13 protein-coding genes are annotated in these 17,424 nt (G+C 70.8%); 2 read left to right on the top strand and 11 right to left on the bottom strand.

The window, feature by feature from the left end; genetic code table 11:
* Positions 1–138: 138 nt before the first annotated feature.
* The 5 genes from rpmA to ACZ4AA_RS02495 all read right to left on the bottom strand — a co-directional run bounded on the left by rpmA (position 139) and on the right by ACZ4AA_RS02495 (position 7,342).
* Positions 139–393, bottom strand: a complete 255-nt coding sequence (gene rpmA / locus ACZ4AA_RS02475) for a 50S ribosomal protein L27 (RefSeq protein WP_037618784.1) — start codon at positions 391–393, stop codon at positions 139–141.
* 16 nt (positions 394–409) lie between these two features.
* Positions 410–730: a 50S ribosomal protein L21 gene (gene rplU, locus ACZ4AA_RS02480; protein ID WP_164320786.1), complete on the bottom strand. Its 321-nt coding sequence runs from the start codon at positions 728–730 to the stop codon at positions 410–412.
* A gap of 257 nt (positions 731–987) precedes the next feature.
* On the bottom strand, positions 988–5,013 hold the full coding sequence (locus tag ACZ4AA_RS02485) for an Rne/Rng family ribonuclease (protein WP_467593956.1): 4,026 nt from the start codon (positions 5,011–5,013) through the stop codon (positions 988–990).
* 262 nt (positions 5,014–5,275) lie between these two features.
* Positions 5,276–6,064, bottom strand: coding sequence for a TIGR03936 family radical SAM-associated protein (locus tag ACZ4AA_RS02490; RefSeq protein WP_467593959.1), 789 nt, complete (start codon positions 6,062–6,064; stop codon positions 5,276–5,278).
* A 48-nt stretch (positions 6,065–6,112) separates the two neighbouring features.
* A complete protein-coding gene (locus tag ACZ4AA_RS02495; protein ID WP_467593962.1) occupies positions 6,113–7,342 on the bottom strand; it encodes a hypothetical protein in 1,230 nt (409 codons plus the stop codon).
* Between the two features lie 307 nt (positions 7,343–7,649).
* Between ACZ4AA_RS02495 and ACZ4AA_RS02500 the strand changes: the two genes are divergently transcribed.
* Positions 7,650–8,426 (top strand): hypothetical protein, encoded by a 777-nt coding sequence (locus ACZ4AA_RS02500; RefSeq protein ID WP_467593965.1) that lies wholly within the window; start codon positions 7,650–7,652, stop codon positions 8,424–8,426.
* Between the two features lie 488 nt (positions 8,427–8,914).
* Here ACZ4AA_RS02500 and ACZ4AA_RS02505 read toward each other — a convergent pair whose 3' ends face one another.
* From ACZ4AA_RS02505 to ACZ4AA_RS02525, 5 genes are all read right to left on the bottom strand, one after another.
* The gene (locus ACZ4AA_RS02505; RefSeq protein WP_467593968.1) at positions 8,915–9,931 is read right to left on the bottom strand and encodes a phospholipase D-like domain-containing protein; all 1,017 of its coding nucleotides are present in this window, start codon (positions 9,929–9,931) and stop codon (positions 8,915–8,917) included.
* Positions 9,932–10,323: 392 nt separating this feature from the next.
* Positions 10,324–11,817 (bottom strand): APC family permease, encoded by a 1,494-nt coding sequence (locus ACZ4AA_RS02510; RefSeq protein WP_467593971.1) that lies wholly within the window; start codon positions 11,815–11,817, stop codon positions 10,324–10,326.
* A 119-nt stretch (positions 11,818–11,936) separates the two neighbouring features.
* A complete protein-coding gene (locus ACZ4AA_RS02515; RefSeq protein WP_467593974.1) occupies positions 11,937–12,497 on the bottom strand; it encodes a YceI family protein in 561 nt (186 codons plus the stop codon).
* Between the two features lie 129 nt (positions 12,498–12,626).
* Positions 12,627–13,037, bottom strand: a complete 411-nt coding sequence (locus ACZ4AA_RS02520; protein WP_467593977.1) for an arsenate reductase ArsC — start codon at positions 13,035–13,037, stop codon at positions 12,627–12,629.
* Positions 13,038–13,227: 190 nt separating this feature from the next.
* Positions 13,228–13,968, bottom strand: a complete 741-nt coding sequence (locus ACZ4AA_RS02525) for an aquaporin (protein WP_467593980.1) — start codon at positions 13,966–13,968, stop codon at positions 13,228–13,230.
* A 274-nt stretch (positions 13,969–14,242) separates the two neighbouring features.
* On the opposite strand from ACZ4AA_RS02525, the gene ACZ4AA_RS02530 reads away from it, so the two are divergent.
* The gene (locus ACZ4AA_RS02530; protein WP_467593984.1) at positions 14,243–14,710 is read left to right on the top strand and encodes a VOC family protein; all 468 of its coding nucleotides are present in this window, start codon (positions 14,243–14,245) and stop codon (positions 14,708–14,710) included.
* A 1,242-nt stretch (positions 14,711–15,952) separates the two neighbouring features.
* On the opposite strand, the gene ACZ4AA_RS02535 is transcribed toward ACZ4AA_RS02530, so the two are convergent.
* Entirely contained in the window at positions 15,953–17,401 is a 1,449-nt protein-coding gene (locus ACZ4AA_RS02535; protein ID WP_467595106.1) for a phytoene desaturase family protein, read from the bottom strand.
* Positions 17,402–17,424: the final 23 nt, after the last annotated feature.

Here is a 17,424-nt window from a genome sequence, read left to right on the forward strand (position 1 = left end):
CGTAAACACGCGAAAGGCGGACCCACTTCCCGTGGGGGAAGTGAGGTCCGCCTCGCGAAGAACTTCTGTTCTACGGAGCCTGGGCCCCGAGGCCTTCGATCCGGTCCGCGTGGAACCGGATCAGCCTCGACAGGTCGGTCAGGCGACCGGAACGATGTTCACGACCTTGCGGCCACGGTGCGTGCCGAACTCGACCGCACCGGCGGCCAGCGCGAACAGCGTGTCGTCCTTGCCACGGCCGACGCTGACGCCGGGGTGGAAGTGGGTGCCACGCTGGCGGACCAGGATCTCACCGGCGTTGACGGTCTGACCGCCGAAGCGCTTCACACCGAGCCGCTGAGCGTTGGAGTCGCGACCGTTCCGAGTGGACGATGCGCCCTTCTTGTGTGCCATGTCTCAGTCCCTACCCTTACTTCGCAGCCGCGGGGATCTCAGTGACCTTGATCGCCGTGTACTGCTGGCGGTGGCCCTGACGACGGCGGTAGCCGGTCTTGTTCTTGTAGCGAAGGATGTCGATCTTGACGCCCTTGTGGTGGTCCACGATCTCGGCCTGGACCTTGATGCCGGCCAGGACCCAGGGGTCGCTCGTCACGGCTTCGCCGTCGACAACGAGCAGGGTCGAGAGCTCGACCGTGTCGCCAACCTTGGCGGTGGGAATCTTGTCAACCTCAACGATGTCGCCGACAGCAACCTTGTGCTGGCGACCACCGCTGCGCACGATGGCGTACACGCGGATCTCTCTTTCGCTCGGAACGGAACCCCGCAGTCCAGCCGACCGGGAATGAACACGGACGGCCTCTCCCAGGCACCGGGGTGTCCGAGAGGAAGAGGTTTACGGGGTGCGGCGCGTCAGGGGACACGCCGACGGTCAAGGTTACGGGGCCACGGCCGAAAGGGTCAAACCAGGCCGGTCCCCGCGGGTGTGCCACCGGTCACGCGGTGTCCCCGGCCCGCGCGTCGCGCGGGCCGGGGACACCGTGCGGAGCCTCAGCTCTCGTCGGTGGCCGCCGTGACGGTGGAGAGCGTCTGCTCGGCCGCCGCGGTCTTCTTCGCCGTGGACTTCGCGGCCGTCTTCTTCGCGGTCGCCTTCTTGGCCGTGGTCTTCTTCGCGACCGTCTTCTTGGCGGCGACGGTCTTCTTGGCGGCGGCCTTCTTCGCCGTCACCTTCTTGGCCGTCTTGCGGGCCGCGGCCTTCTTGGCGGCCGGAGCCTCGGCGTCGGCCTCGGCGGCCTCCTGTCCGGCGGCCTCGGGCTCGGCGACCGGCTCGGCCGCGGCCGACGGGACGACCACGACGGCCCCCTCCTCGGACGCGGTGGGCGCGGTGGCCTTGCGCACGGCACGACGGCGCGGACGGGCGGGCGCGGCGCTCGGGGCGGGGGCCTCGGCCACCGGCTCGGACGCCGTCTCCGGCTCGTCGGCGGTCTGCGCGGGGGCCTCGGCCACCGGAGCCGCGACCGGCTCCGTGACCGTCACGACGGCCTCCTCGGCCGACCTGGGCGAACCGGCCGGCGCCGACACCTTGCGGGTCGCACGACGGCGCGTACGGCCCTGGGGAGCGGCCTCCGGCTCGGGCGCGGGGGCCGTGACGGTCTCGGCCGGAGCCTCGGCGACCGGCACCTCTACGGGAGGCTGCTCGGCGGCAGGGGCCTCGACGACCGGGTCCTCGGACGCGAACGGCTCGGCCTCGGCGGTCTCACGGGACCGCGAGGCGGCCCGCTCGGCGCGCTCCTCGCGCCGGGTCCGGGAAGCGCGCTCCTCGGTCCTCGGCGCACCCGCCGGAGCGGACGCGCGCCGGGAGGTGCGGCGCCGCGAACGGCCACGGGTGGCCGCGGCCTCCGCCTCGGCCGCGCTGCCGTACAGCTCCTCGTCCGGCTGGAACTCGGTCTCGGCCAGAGCGACGGGCGCGGCGACCTCGGCAGCCACCTCGGCCTCGGTCTCCGTCTCCTGCTCCTCGGCCTGCTCGTGCGTGAGCTCGTGGTCGTGCTCGTGGACCTGCTCGGCACCGCCGCGGCCGCGCTTCTTGCGCTTGCCGCCACCGCCGATGGACGTCGGCTGTTCCATGTGCACGATGACGCCGCGGCCGTTGCAGTGGACGCAGGTCTCGGAGAAGGACTCCAGCAGGCCCTGGCCGACCCGCTTGCGGGTCATCTGCACGAGGCCCAGCGAGGTCACCTCGGCCACCTGGTGCTTCGTACGGTCACGGCCCAGGCACTCGAGCAGGCGCCGCAGCACCAGGTCGCGGTTGGACTCCAGGACCATGTCGATGAAGTCGATGACGACGATGCCGCCGAGGTCGCGCAGCCGCAGCTGGCGCACGATCTCCTCGGCCGCCTCCAGGTTGTTCCTGGTGACGGTCTCCTCGAGGTTGCCGCCCTGGCCGGTGAACTTCCCGGTGTTGACGTCGACCACGATCATGGCCTCGGTCTTGTCGATCACCAGCGAGCCGCCGCTGGGCAGCCAGACCTTGCGGTCCAGCGCCTTCATCAGCTGCTCGTCGATCCGGTAGGTGGCGAAGACGTCGACCTCGGAGGTCCACTTCGAGAGCCGGTCGGTCAGGTCGGGCGCCACGTGGGAGACGTAGCCGTGGATGGTGTCCCACGCCTCGTCACCGCTGACGATGACCTTGGAGAAGTCCTCGTTGAAGATGTCGCGGACGACACGGACGGTCATGTCCGGCTCGCCGTAGAGCAGGGTCGGGGCGTTGCCGCTCTTCGCCTTCTTCTCGATGTCCTCCCACTGCGCCTGAAGACGCTCGACGTCACGGCGCAGCTCGTCCTCGCTCGCGCCCTCGGCGGCGGTGCGCACGATGACGCCCGCGTCCTCGGGGACGATCTTCTTGAGGATGGTCTTCAGACGCGCGCGCTCGGTGTCGGGCAGCTTGCGGCTGATACCGGTCATCGAGCCCTCGGGCACGTACACCAGATACCGGCCCGGCAGGGAGACCTGGCTGGTCAGACGGGCGCCCTTGTGGCCGATCGGGTCCTTGGTGACCTGCACCAGGACCGACTGGCCGGACTTGAGGGCGGCCTCGATGCGGCGCGGCCCGTGGGCCATGCCGAGCGCCTCGAAGTTGACCTCACCGGCGTACAGGACCGCGTTGCGGCCCTTGCCGATGTCGATGAAGGCCGCCTCCATCGACGGCAGCACGTTCTGGACCTTGCCCAGGTAGACGTTGCCGACGTACGAGGTCGCCTGCTCCTTGTTGACGTAGTGCTCGACGAGCACGTCGTCCTCGAGGACACCGATCTGGGTGCGCTCGCCGCTCTGGCGGACGACCATCACCCGCTCGACGGCCTCACGGCGGGCCAGGAACTCGGCCTCGGTGATGATCGGAACCCGGCGGCGGCCCTGCTCGCGGCCCTCGCGGCGGCGCTGCTTCTTGGCCTCCAGACGGGTCGAGCCCTTGATGGACTGCACCTCGTCCGAGGGCTGCTCCTCGCGCCGGCCGCGCGGCTCGCGGACCTTGACGACGGTGCGCTCGGGGTCGTTCTCGCCGGGCTGCTCGGCATCTCCGCCGGAGTCACCCGCGCGACGGCGACGGCGACGGCGGCGACGGCTGCTGCTGGAGCCGCCCGCCTCCTCGCGCTCGTCCGCGTCCTCGGCGTCCTCCTCGGCCTGCTCGGCGGCGTCCTCGGCGTCCTGCGCGGCCTGCTCGGCGGCGTGGTCGTCCTCGCCGACCTCGCCGTCCGCGTCCGACTCGGCGGACTCGCCACGACGGCGACGGCGGCCACCGCGACGGCGACGGCGACGGGAGCCCGCGGACTCCTCCTCGCCCTCGTCACCCTCGACGGCGTCCTCCGCGTCCTCGGCGGATTCAGCGTCCTCGACGGGCTCGGTGTCCTCGACGGACTCCTGCGGCTCCTCGGTCACGGCCTGCGGCTCGTCCTCGAAGCCCCGGCGACGGCGGCGACGGCGTCCGGCCGCCGGCTCCTGCACGGCCTCGGCCGGTTCCACGGCCTCCACGGCCTCCACGGCCTCCGTGACCTCGGCGGCCTCGGCCGCTTCGGCGGCGGCCGCGGCGGCGGCGCGCTCGGGCGTCTGGAACATCGGCTCGGTGAACACCGGCGCCTGGAACACGGCGACGGCCGGACGGGCCGGGCGCCGCGAGGAGTCCTCGGTCTTCTGCGCGGGTGCCGAGAAACCGACGGCGGCCTTGCGGGTGGCGCGACGGCGGCCACGGCGCGGTCCGCCGTCCTCGGCCTGCGCGGCGTCGGCCTGAGCGGTTTCGGGCTGCGTGGCCTCGGCCTCGACGGCCTGCGCCCGCGCGGGCTCCTCGGACTTGCGCTCGCTGCTCACGGGCGTCTCCACGCGCTCGTCGGCGGTGTCGCTCTCGGGCGCGCCGGCGGGAGCGGAGACCCGGCGGGTGGCACGACGGCGGGTCGTGCGGCGGGGTGCGGCCTCTTCGGCGGCGGGCGCCTCGGGCTCGGGCTCCTCGGCGGGGGCGGCCACCGGCTCGGCGGCGGCCGTCACGACCTCGGCGGCCTCGGCCGCGGCGGGCGCTCCGGCGGGGGCGGAGGCACGGCGGGTGGCGCGGCGGCGGCTGCGGGCGGCGGGCGCCGGCTCCTCGGCCGCGGGCTCCTCGACGGGCCGGCTCTCGGGCTCGACGGCGGGCGCCACGGCCTCGTCCGCCTGGACGGGCTCGGCGGCCTCGGCCGACGCGGGTGCGCCGGAAGGGGCGGTGGCACGACGGGTGGCACGGCGGCGCGTACGGCGCGGGGCGGCCTCGTCGGTGGCCGGGGCCTCCTCGGTCGCTTCGACCGCGGCCTCCTCGGTCTCGTCCGTCTCCTCGGCCTCGGCGTTCGCGGAGGCCAGGGCCTCGGCCGCTGCTTCCTCGGCGAGGTCGGCGGACGCCACGGCCGGTATGGCCGGAGCGGTGGTCTCGGCCGCGGCCTCGGAGGCGGCGGTCGGGGGACCGGCGGGGCGCGACGCGGCGCGGCGGCGGCGCCGCGGCGGCAGGGTGTCGCTGGGGGTGTTGTTGTCGGAACCCTCGGTGGGTTCGATCGGCTCGAGCATGCGGGTGGATCTCCCGTCAGGCTCCCGGGCGTCGCGCCTGGTCCGGCGATGCCGGTGACGTCCGCGGCTCGCGCGATGCGCGGTGCCGCCGTCCGGGGCGCGGGCGCCGCACGGGAGCTCTCTGTGTCCTGTCTCGCCGGTTCCGTACACCATGTGTGCGCACGGCCTGGCGAAAGTCTTTAAGGTCGGTGCGCTGCCCGACCCAGGTGGCTCCCGGATACGAGGGCGGCGCTACGACAACGGTCCTTACGCGGGACCTTCCTTACGCCGACGCCTTCGCGGCGGCAGCTTCGGCGGCCCCTGTGCGATCGGCTGGGGCGGCTGCGACTGCCTCGCGGTCGGGCGCGAGCGGGTCGGTCACCGTGCCGGTCTCTTCATCGAACAGCCCCTGCGCCAGCCTGGTCACCGCAGCGGCGACCGGCGGCGCCAGGTCGGCCACGGCGCGAAGACCGGACAGGACGTCGTCGGGTCGAACGGCAGGCGTCACGTGCCGAACAACCAGCCGCAGTATCGCACAGGGCTGGTCGGTCGGCCTATCAGCCTGTGGACTGTGCGTCTCGTCGGTCGTCCCGAGGCTCGCCACGGCGCTGCGGGCGTCGAACGTCCGCATGCCGTTCTTGGTCCGGCGGCTGACCTCGACGGTCTGTGCCGCGTTGAAGGCCGCCACCGCGCGCTCCGCGTCCGCCGGGTCCACGCCGTCGAGGCGCATCTCCCACACGGAGGCGGTGAGCCGGTCGGCGAGACCCGAGACGCTGGCCTCGACCGCCTCGGTGATGTCGAGCCCCTGGGGCATCGACTCGTCGAGGAGTTCGCGCAGCTTCTCGGGGTCGCGCCGCTCGGTGAGCGCGATCTCCAGATATTCGGCCTCACTGCCCGTGCCGGTGGGTGCGGCATTGGCGTACGACACCTTCGGGTGCGGCGTGAACCCCGCGGAGTACGCCATGGGTACGGCGGCACGGCGCAGGGCACGCTCGAAGGCGCGCTGGAAGTCACGGTGGCTGGTGAACCGGAGGCGGCCGCGCTTGGTGTAGCGCAGTCGGATGCGCTGCACCGCGGGTGCGGGCGGCGGGCCTTCGGGCTGTCGCTTGCCCAGTGTCGCTCAGTCCTTCATGAGTGCGGTCGTACTGCTACCTAGAGTACGTGTCTCACCGGCCGTTGGTTCCCGCCGGGCGACCGGCTGCGGTTCCGCGGGGGCTCCGAAGAGCATCCGCCGGAAGTCCGCGCGGGCCTGCCGGACGCCGTCGCGGGCGGCCTCCAGGGCCTGCCGCGCCGTCCGCCGGACCGCGCGCGCCGCCTCGGCCGCGGGCTTCAGCACGAGGTCGCGCACGGCGTGCCCGACCGGAGTCAGCACGGCCTGATAGACCCAGCGCGCCGGTTCCACGAAAGTCCACCGGAAAAGACGCGCCAGGAACCGTCCGACGGCGAGCGAGACGTACCCGGCGACCCGCCAGGCGTGCCCGAGCGCCTCGCCGATCTCCCCGGCCACGACGGCGAGGGCCCGCCCGACGGGCACGAGGACCCAGCGCCACACGGCGAGCGCGGGGAGCACCAGCAGGACACGGCCGGTCCGGTACAGCGCGGCACCGAGGCCCACGAGGATCATCCGTACGATCCGCACGAACCCCTCGGCCAGGAACGCGAGCCCCCTGCCGACGGGGGTGAGGACCCAGGTGTACAGCCACACGGCGGGGACCACGAGCAGCCACCGGACCAGCGCGGCGACCACGGTGTACGCCCCGTAGGCGACGGCCGCGAGGACCACGCCGACACCCTTGAGCACCCTGGCGAGGGCGCGCCCGACCGGCGTGAGCAGCCGCGCGTACACCCAGCCGCACACGGCCGCGAGACCGTCGAGGAACCACCCGAGCGCGGCCATGGCTCCGCCGAGGAACCAGCCGAGCACGGTCACCGCGCCCGTGAAGAGCCGGGCGAGCACGGCCCCGGTCCCCCGGGCCACGCGGGCGAGGCCGTGCCCCAGGGGGGTCAGGACCGTGCGGTACAGCCACACGGCGGGCACGACGAGCAGCACCTGTCCGAGCCGGGCCAGCAGCGCGCCGACCGGCAGCAGGACGTACCGCCACAGCGCCACCCAGGGCCATACGAACAGCGCCCGCGCCAGCCATCCGAGGGCCGTCCCGAGCGCTCGCCCCAGCGGGCGGAGCAGCGCGTCCCGGAGAATCCTTCCGCCGACGGCGAGCGCGTCCCACAGCATCCGTACCGGCACGACGAGGACGAGCACCACGATCCGCACCGGAATGCGGATCGCGACGGCGAGGCATCCCTCGGCCTGCGGGGCGGGCCGGGCGGCGGGCGGCTTTTCCAGATCCATACCCGCGTAGACGCACTGGTCGCCGCAATGGATGCGCCGTGCCGGTGACCGGCACCGCTGCCGCTCACCCGGCTCCGGGCTCCGGGTTTCGGGCTCCGCCCCAGGCGCGCCCCCGACCGGCTACTAGTCCAACCTCGAACCAACAGCCGACAGTTGAATAGGAGTCACCGTCACGTCCTTAATTGGGCTGATTTGATGATATGCATGGCGCGTTCCACAGAATGCACCGGTACGACCGGCGTCAACGGGTCAAGCTCGCGATCGGCTTCAGGGAAATCCCCCCGATCGATTCAAGGAGCGCCCCCGTATGAATCCCGAGTCCCGGACCGCACTGCTGCCAGGCCCGCCGGCCCGCGGCCGGTTCAAGAGGGCGGGCGTGGTCGCCTCGCTGGCCCTGGTGATGGCGTCCGGCGTGGTCGGCCCCGCGACACCGGCGGACCTGAACACCTCGGGCAACGCGGCCGCGGCCCCGGACGGCGGCGACCGATGCAGACCGCACCGCCTCGACGACAGGGCCCCCGCGAGCGAACCCGCCGACGGCCGGAGGGGGTGCAGAGGTCCACGGGGCCCGAGGGGCGAAACCGGGCCCGCCGGACCCCAGGGCCCGCCCGGTCCGGCCGGAGCGGCAGGCGCGGCCGGGGCCACCGGCCCCCGGGGCGAGGCCGGCGCGACAGGACCGACGGGACCGTGCGTCGGCCTCGACTCGGCGCAGGAGTCCGAGGACTTCGAGATCCGTCTCGCCCTGACCGGCGGAAGGACGTACGCGGGCATCCGCGACCAGCGGACCGGTGAGTCGCAGACCGCCCTGTGGACCGACCTCACCGCCCGCCCCGACTACCCCGCGGGCGGCGCCGCCGGTGTGCCCTGCGACGTGGCCGTCAACGCGCACAACCGGTCCACCACGGTGAAGCGCATCAAGTTCGACGTCATCACCACCACGGGCCAGATCTGGGAAGCCGCCTGTGTCGCGTTCACCACGACCCACCCCGCGACGCTGAACTGCGCCGACCGCACGGGCCATCCCAAGCCCTGGGTCCTGGTCTCCCGGCAGCCGGTGCGCGACGCCGTCAACGGCGGCGTGTGAGCGAGATGCCGAGGGGCGCCCGAGAGGCCGAGGACCACTCCCCCGAGGTCGTGCGGGGCATCCGCCCCGGTACGACGAAGCCGCCCACCCGGATGTCCCGGGGCGGGCGGCTCGGCCGAAGGGTTCAGAGATCGGAGTCGGCGGCGGCGACGTAGCATCCTCGGCCGCTGGACGACACCGGCCGGGGCCGGCGGCGGGATTCGAACCCGCGTCGCTCCCTTGACAGGAGAAGTAGCCGCAACCTGCGCACCTGAACGATGCCTACGCTAAGGGCTGTCCCGTAATCCCCGGTGGATCAGCGCACGGCGTCAGATGCGGTGCATCGCAAGGCGGAGGGTCGTCCTCATACTGGGCGTATTCGGGCGATCCGACAACGCGGCGAGGTGCCGTAGCTGTCGTCGTGTGCCCGCCGGGGATTACGGGACAGCCCTTAGCGCCGGCCGGCCGTTCGGGCATCCGCATTCCAACGCTGGGCCGATACCGGCGGCTTACCCACGGGCCCGCGGGCAAGGCCTAGGCCGCGGCGCCGCCCGCGTAGTCGCTGGCGAACGTGGTCTCGACGGTCGTGGCGACGGACTGGCCACGCCCGTTCCCGTGAGGATGAGACCCAACTCCCTGTTGTTGCTCAGCGAGTTGCTGCTGATGTTCATGGAACCGGCCTCCACCGCCTGGGTGGACAGTCCGTAGTCGGCGACCATCGCCTTGGCGTGGATGTAGAAGCCGTTGGGGTCGGAGTACCCGACGACGGTGCCGCCGGCCGCCTTGATCGCGGACACCTGGCTGGAGTAGCTGGAGGGACTCTCCAGGACCACCCGTACCGCGACGCCCGCCTTCGCCCTGGCCGCGATGGCGTTGACCACCGTGCTGTCGCTGAACTCCAGTTCCTCGACGTCGAGCGCCTTGGTCGCGCTGTTGATCACGGACACCAGACGGCTGCGGGAGTCGGTCGGGGACCAGAGGAGATGGTCGCCGTCGGTCGGGGTGATCGCGGTGCCGGCGTAGTCCGCGTTGAACACCTTCTCGATCGAGGCGACATCGCGGGTGTCGTCGTCGAACACGCCGTAGTCACGGCCGGTCGGGTAGTACTGCGAGGTGAGATTGCCGGTGAGGATCAGGGACTTGGCGCCGTCCACGGTGATGGTCTTCTGGTGGGTGTAGACGAACGTGGAGGACGACCAGGCCACACCGGCGCCCGCGCCCGTCAGGGAGTTGTACGCCGTCTGGTTCGCGGACTTGTGCGCGCTGTCCAGGATCACCCGGACCGCGACACCCTTCTTCTCCAGGGCTATGAGGTCGTTGACGGCCGTGGTGTCCTCCAGCTCGTACATGGTCATGTCGAGTGAGGTGGTGGCCGAGTCGATGAAGTCGTAGACGGCGGGCTGAGTGCTGCTCCGGGAGAAGGCGAACGCCGTGTAGCTCGCGGCGTTCGCGGGGACTGCGGTGGCGAGTACGGCGACGCCCGCCGTCAGCGTGACGCCGGCGCGACCGAGGAATTTCCACAACATGCCTGACTCCTGACCGAGTTGAGACCCACCCGGGGGGCTGTGGGCGTGGGCATGACACCACGCGCGTAGACAGCCGAGGAAGTGGAGGCCGGTGAACGTGCGGTTACCGACCGGCCGTTCAGGCGGACAATGTGGACTCCGCCCAGGTGGAGGGCGGTTCAAGCGATCCTCGTGCAATCGCAAAGTCTTCGTAGCGGACCCTTGGAAGGGAACGCGGGCCGGACCAGACTTGAGACCGGGACCGGACTTGGGACCGGGACCGGACTTCGGCCGCGCTCAACCGTCCGGCACTCCGTCCGGCACCCTGCCCGGCGCCTCGCCCGCCGCCTCGCCCTCACGCCGAAGAAGCCCCTCCCGGCAAGGAAGGGGCTGAGGGGGGTGGAGCCGTCGGGCTACTCCTCGTCCGTGCTCGGCACCACCGGCATCGCCATCGACATTCCGGGCTCGGTCTCCAGTGCCTGGCGGTTGAACAGCAGCAGGCCGACGAAGAACAGCCCGCCCGCGACGATCAGTCCCACGACGATCAGCGACGGAACCAGCGCCTCCGACGGCGAGACGAGCATGACCAGGGACGCCACCGTCCACACCAGTGCGCAGACCGCGACCGGCAGTTCGAACCGTCCGAGGTCGAAGGCGCCCTTGTTCCGGCCCAGCCGGGGGCGCACCACGAGATACAGGACGATCGTCGCTCCGTAGACGAGCGCGGGAATGATCGTCCCCGCCGTGATCAGCTGAAGCAGCGCGTCGCCCGGCAACGCGACCATCAGGACGACACCCACGACGAGGATCAGGACCGTCGCCGGGATCGGCGTGTGCGTGCGCGGGTTGACCCGGCGCATCAACTGGTGGGCGGGGAACCGTCCGTCGCGGGCCATCGCGAAGACGATCCGCGAGCACGAGGCCATCACGACCGTCCCGGCGCCGAAGAACGCGATCGCGATCGCCACCAGGAGCGCCTTCTCCGTCTCAGGGCCCAGTTGCTCCCGCATGATCGCCGCGACCGGTGACTCGCTCGCGGTGACCCCCGGGATGTCCTCGATCGCGACGGTGAGACAGATCAGGAACACCATGCCGAGCACACCGGCGGCCACGACGGACCCCACGATCGCCCGCGGGATGCTGCGGAAGGGGTCCTTGGCCTCCTCGGCCAGGTTCGCCGCGGAGTCGAAGCCGACGAGCGTGGCGAGACCCATGATCATCGCGATCATCAGTCCGCCGCCGACGTCGAAGTAGTGCGCCGTGTGCTCGGTGACGCCGCGCGAGGTGAGGTTGTCCAGGGAGCCCCGGCCGGTGGCCAGGACCACGACCGCGAGGGCGAGCGCCACCACCACGACCAGCACCAGTTCGAGGCCCACCGCGGTCGAGTTGATCAGGCTGACGAGGCGGGTCGAGGCCACGACCAGCACGGTCTGGATCAGCAGGATCGCGAGGGTGATCAGGCGAGCGGTTCCCTCGTCCGGCTTCATGCCGAAGAGCGGCATGAACGCCTGGCTCGCGAGCGCGTTGGCGATCGCCGCCACCGCGATCGCCAGATAGGAGAAGGTCAGCCAGCCGAACCCCCACCCGACCTTCGGGTTGGCCAGTCGCGAGGCCCACTGGTACGACGAGCCGCTGAGCGCGATACGACCCGCGAGCTGGGCCACCACCAGGGCCACCAGCACCTGCCCGACCGTCGCGACGAGCCACAGCCAGATGCCCACCGGCCCCGCGTGCTGGAGCACGTCGTCGTAGGTCGAGAAGATGCCGACCGCCACCGAGATGAACGCGAACGAGATCGCGAACACCTGAAAGGAGCCGAGCGTCCGCTTCAGCTCCGGCCGATAGCCCCCGAGGGCCGCGGAGTCCTCTGCCTCGTCCGCTTCCGCGTCCGGCGATGCCTCCACCATGTCGGTACCCGCCTTCCGTCACGCCCGGCCACCCGGCCGCCCGGGGACTCCGGACAGCGGCACCTCGGGCTCAGGGCCTCAGGCTCAGCGCCTCAGACCGGGGTCTCGGGCTCGGGGCGTCAGGCGTCCTTGATGGCGGAGATCTCGAACTCGAGCTTGATCTTCTCGCTGACCAGGACACCGCCGGTCTCCAGCGCGGCGTTCCAGACGACGCCGTAGTCCTTGCGGTTGATGGTCACTTCGCCCTCCAGGCCGACCCGCAGATTGCCGAACGGGTCGGTGGCGGTGCCCTCGTAGCTGAAGGGGATGGTCACCGGCTTGGTGACGCCCTTGACGGTGAGATCGCCGGTGACCTCGAAGCTGGTGTCGTCGGTGCGGCTCACGGAGGTGGAGACGAAGGTGATCTCCGGGTACTCGTCCATGTTGAGGAAGTCGTTGCTGCGCAGGTGCTGGTCGCGGTCGGCGTTGCGGGTGTCCACGCTGGTGGCCTTGATGGTGACCTTGCCCGTCGACTTGGCCGGGTCGGCGCCGTCGAAGGAGGCGCTGCCCTCGAAGTCGTTGAACGCGCCGCGCACCTTGGTGACCATGGCGTGCCGGGCCACGAAACCGATCCTGCTGTGCGCGGGGTCGATGGTGTAGCGGCCGGTCAGGGGGGCCAGATCGGTCGGGAACGAGGTCATGGGAGCTCCGCGGGGTCGACTCAGCGTGAAGGAGACATCACGTACACAGGAAACATATCGACCATTTCGCTCAGGGTCGCCTCGGGTGCGGCCAACCCGGGGTCACCGCTTGACCCTCGCCCGCCCCGGTCAGCCGTGCAGGTCGGACAGCAGGCCCCGGATGCGCCGCTCGATCTGGTCACGGATCGGCCGGACCGCGGCGACCCCCTGCCCCGCCGGGTCGTCGAGCTGCCAGTCGAGGTAGCGCTTGCCGGGGAAGACCGGGCAGGTGTCGCCGCATCCCATCGTGATGACGACGTCCGACGCCCGTACCGCTTCCACGGTCAGCACCTTCGGAGTCTCGGCGGAGAGGTCGATGCCGACTTCCCTCATCGCCTCGACGACGGCCGGGTTGACCGTGTCGGCGGGGGCCGAACCCGCCGAACGGACCTCGACCCGGTCGCCGGCGAGATGGGTGAGGAACGCGGCGGCCATCTGGGAACGCCCGGCGTTGTGGACGCAGACGAACAGCACGGAGGGACGCGGGGTGGCAGCACTCATGGGGCGTTGCTTTCCGGGGAGGAGACGGATTCGGGGAGCGGGCGGGTCTGGGAGCAGGCGGGCCTGGGAGCAGGCGGGCCTGGGAGCAGGCGGGCCTGGGAGCAGGCGGGCCTGGGAGCAGGCGGGCCTGGGAGCAGGCGGGCCTGGGAGCGGACGGTTCAGGGAGCGGACGGTTCAGGGAGCGGACGGTTCAGGGAGCGGACGGGGCGACTTCGGGTTCGCCGCGAGGGGCGAGGACGTCCGTGGCGGCGGGCGCCGGTCGGCCGAACACGGCCACCAGCAGACCCAGGCCGACAGCGGCACCGGCCAGTTGCGCGGCGACGAACGGGGCGACGGAAGTCGGGGCGATTCCCGCGAACGTGTCGGTGAAGGCCCGGCCGACCGTCACCGCCGGGTTCGCGAACGAGGTGGAGGACGTGAACCAGTACGCGGCACCGATGTAGACGGGCACCGCCGCCGACGCGAGGTGGGCGCGACCGGTCCGGGCCAGCCCGAGGACCAGCAGGACGAGTCCGGCCGTCGCCACGATCTCGCCGAGCCACAGATGACCGGCGGAGCGGTCGTGCGTGGACCACTTCACCAGCGGTTCGGCGAACATCGCATCGGCCAGCACCGCCCCGCCGATCGCACCCATGGTTTGCGCGGGGACGTACACGGCCACCTCGCGAGCGGTCGGTCCGTCGCCGCTCCGCCGCCCCGTGACCCAGGCGGCCAGGGTGACGACGGGGTTGAAGTGCGCCCCGGAGACCGGCCCGAACAGCGTGATCAGCACGGCCAGGCCGAAGACGGCGGCCAGGGAGTTGGCGAGCAGTTGCACGCCGACGTCCGGCGACAGCTCCGTCGCCTGGATGCCCGAGCCGACCACCACCGCGACCAACGCGGCCGTCCCCACCAGTTCGGCCAGGCCGCGCCGCCCGAGCGAAGCGCTCACGCGGTCACCTCATGCTCTTGTTTCGACATGCCTCTATGTTGACGCTTTTCGATCCAGCACACAAGGCTGGATCAATGAACGCCGATACAACGAGCTCAAGACGTCACCACACGCCGCCACCCGGGCTCTCCCCCGCCCATGCCACCGAGCCCGGCGAAGCCGCCGAGCCCGACGCGGCAAAGCCGAAATCACCTCTGCGATCCACCGATGAGTTCCACGGACCGCGCCGGTCTACCAGGACGTACGCCATCGAGCCACCGACTGGAGACCCACCATGACCACTCCCGCGCACCCCGGCCGCATGCTGTTCGTGAACATCCCCGTGGTGGACCTCGAACGCAGCAAGGCGTTCTTCGCCAAGCTCGGGTTCGGCTTCAACCCGAACTTCACCGACGAGACCGCCGCCTGTATGCCGGTCGGCGAGCACGCCTTCGTCATGCTGCTCAGCCGCGAGAAGTTCGCCGAGTTCTCGAAACTGCCGATGGCCGATCCCACCACGCACGCGCTGGCGCTCTACTCCTTCAGCGTGTCGTCCCGTGACGAGGTCGACTCGGTCAGCGCCGCCGCGCTGGCGGCGGGCGCCACCGAGGCGGACGGCGCCGAGGACTACGGCTTCATGTACTCCCGCAGCTTCTTCGACCTCGACGGCCACGGCTGGCAGGTCATGTGGATGGAGCCGGCGGCGGCGGAACAGGGCCCCGAGGCCTACACGGCTTCCCAGGACGCAGGCACCCCGGCCTGACCTTCTCCACCGCCCACACGTCCGAGGCCGTTCGACAACGACCCCACCAAACGCCGACGAGCTCCTTCCCGGCCCGGGAAGGAGCTCGCGGCTACACCGTCACGCCCGAGCCGACGCAGACCCGTCAGTGGCTGTGACCGCTCGACGCCGGCGTCGGCCCAGCGTTCTTCACCGTCAGCGGCAGCAACTTCTTGCCGGTGGGGCCGATTTGGATGCTCGTGTCCATCTGCGGCCATACACCAACTCAGGCAAAACGACGCTACGTTGACCGATACGGCGAAGCGAATCGGAACATGAAGCGCGGCAGACCAGAAGCAGTACGCCGTTGAGGTCGCGTGGACGAAGGCAGACCTTGCGCTGTTACGCGAGTTGGTCTCGGGTTGACAGGGGAGCGTGAGCCGAGATCCAAACGCACAGTTGATCGCGGTCATGACCGAAGCGAACGTCTCCGACAAGGGACTCGCCAAGCGGATGCAGGACACCCTCATCACCCGCCTGCGCTAGGGTACCGCCACCCCCGCCCGGCCTGGCCCGACCGCAGTGACGAGGACGTGAGCCACCGGGCGTCGAAGCTCCCCGCCATGATCTGGCCGTCCGGTGCCTTCCGCCTCCTGCCCGTCGAGACCGACGCCCCCGTCGCCGGGTTCCGGCGGGCATGCGCCTCCCTACGACAGGGAGTCCCGGCCCCACGGAGCGTTCAACAGCTCTACCAGGAAAAGCAGTTACGGCAACCCCAAATCGCCGAGCCGGCAGGTTGCAGCATCAGCACCGTCCGGCACGCACTCGATCGGAAGAGACAACAGCTCCTCACGATCGTGGAGGAGGCTCTGTCTCCGCCTCGGGGCGTCGTGACGAGTCGCGTCGGCGCGCCATCAGAGTCGTACCGGTGACCACCAGGCCGATCGCCACGACCTTCGCAGCCTGGTAGATCAGTGAAGGGCTGGAACTTGCCCGGCCCAGAAACGCCCACAGGAGCAAACCGAGTCCAGAGAGCATCAAGAGGAAGCCGCCGATCGGGCCCAGGCCTCCCCAGCTCCAGGGAGACGCCGCTAACTCGTGCTCCGTGCCAGGCTTTTCACGTTCATCAGCTGTCATGGCTCGCACATTAACGCAAGTCCGGTCCGCGGTCGTACAGGCCCGGGCCAGGCCAAGTAAGCGACGTGCCCATGCCGCGCAGCCTGTGCACGAGGGACCTCGGCGGCGTCACGCCCGCCACCTCATGGACTTGTGCAGGCGATCTGGTCAGGGGGCAAGGATCGGTGTTGTGCGAATGCCGAATTCGTGCCTCAGCACGGAACGGGCGGCCAGGTAACCGGACATTCCGTGCACGCCAGGTCCTGGCGGTGTGGATGCGGAGCACAGGTACACGCCGCGGAGCGGCGTGCGGTAGGGATTCACCCGGGGGGCCGGGCGGAGCACGCTCTGCTTCAGGGTCACAGCACCGCCGTTGATGTCCCCGCCGACGTAGTTGGGGTTGTAGGCCTCGTAGTCGCGGGCGCTGATACCGCGGCTGGCGACGACGGTTTCCGTGAAGCCGGGCGCGTACTGTTCGATACGTGCCTGCACCATGGGCACGGGGTCCTGGGAGCTCCCGTTCGGTACGTGGGCGTAGGCCCACACCGGCCGCTTTCCGTCCCGGGCCCGAGTGGGGTCGGTCACGGCAGGGTCGACGACCAGTACGAAGGGCTGTGGTGCGACGTTACCCGCGGCGACGAGGCCTTCTTGGTGACGTATCTGCGCCTGCGTCCCACCGAGGTGTACGGTGCCCGCCAAACCTACGTCAGGGTCCTTCCAAGGGATGGGAGCGTTGACGAGGAAGTCCACCTTGGCGGCCCCGGGGCCGTGGCGGAAGCGGGAGAGGTGGCGGGCGTAACGGGCGGGGAGCAAGTCACCGGCGGCTTGGAGAAGACCTTTCGGGGCGGTGTCGAACAGCACCACCTTCGATCCCTGTAGTTGCCTCAGATCATCGATCTTGCATCCGGTGTGGAACGTGCCACCGTGCGCGGTGATGTCCGCGGCCAGGGCCTCGGCAATACGGCTGCTGCCGCCTTCCGAAAGGGGCCAGCCGCTACCGTGGGCAAGGTGCCCCAGCAGCAGTGCGATCGCGCCGGACGCAAGACTTGGAAGTCGTCCCACAGCGTGTGCCGCAACACCGGTCAGCAGGGCCTTGCCGGCTTCGGTTACCAGAGTGCGTTTTCCCAGCCGGGTGCCGAGCGAGAGAGTCCGCGCAGCGAACCTGACTGCGACGAGCAGGTCCTCCGGAATGGCGCGCTGGTGGGAAAGGGCGAGGTCGACTACGTCGGAGCTGCGCTCCAGCAGGGGAGTCATCATGCGTCGCCAGGGTTCGCCGTCTGCCCCCAGACGATCACAGGTTGCCTCTAGGTCGTGGTGAGCCAGGGCAGCTGTGCCGTCGGGTAGTGGGTGGGCGTAGCTGATCTCAGGCAGACGTAAGCGCACCCCACGCGAGGCCGGATCGAACTCTCGGAAGAACCGCGACGCGGCTGCCATGGGGTGAACGGCCGCGCATACGTCGTGTGTGATGTCAGCGTCGAACAGTGACGTGGTGCGCAGGCCGCCACCGATCTCGTGGTGACCTTCGAAAAGTTTCACCTGCAATCCTGCGCGAGCCATCACGACTGCAGCCGCCAGCCCGTTCGGACCCGTCCCCACGATAGCGACGTCCACCTTCATCACCGACTGTTCCCTTTCGTTGG

This window comes from Streptomyces sp. NPDC024698 (assembly GCF_055559015.1).